The organism is Arthrobacter sp. 4R501 (assembly GCF_002929755.1).
Classification (GTDB): Bacteria; Actinomycetota; Actinomycetes; order Actinomycetales; family Micrococcaceae; genus Arthrobacter.
The window spans coordinates 1-564 of record NZ_PJIW01000068.1; the positions used below are offsets into that span (position 1 = coordinate 1).

Genomic DNA, 564 nt, shown 5'->3' on the forward strand with positions numbered 1-564 from the left:
GAGCGTGAATGCCTGGGACCAGCCGGACGTGGTGGACGTCAGGCGGCGGCCATCCATCCACGCGGACCATGCCGGATCTGCGCGTTCGGCGAGGACCACGAGCCGGCCTTCCGGTCCTTCCGGGACAGCGGCGTCAACGGTTTCCAGGCCGGACGGGACGAGCCCGATCGCGGCGCCGGAGCCGTCAACGATGCGTACCCGGTGGGCAACGTCCGCGGCGTCGATGACCGGCTGGTTCAGCGGGCTGATCCGCCAGAGCCAGCCGACGTCCGTTTTGCCGACGGCGACAAGTCCCGGGACGGCATCCATCCGGCTCGCCGTCAGCTGGGCTGCTGTGTCCGTGGCCCGCAGGACCACAAAACCGACCCCGAGCCGTTCCAGGTCGTAGCGCGGATCAACGCCCTGGCCGGCCACGATCGTGGCCACCACGCCGCGGAGGGAACCAGCGACGGCGTCGTCACCGCGGATTGTTTCCTGTCCGGGGGCCCCCATGATGGGACGCGCCGCGGCGATGGCGGAAAGCGCATCGAGGGTTGTACCTGCCCCGCGCATCAGCGACGCGTC

The 564-nt window shown here is 70.6% G+C and carries 1 pseudogene; it reads right to left on the bottom strand.

The annotated features are described in order from the left end of the window. A pseudogene (locus CXR02_RS21915) lies at window positions 1-564 on the bottom strand (glycosyltransferase family 2 protein); the annotation flags it as partial.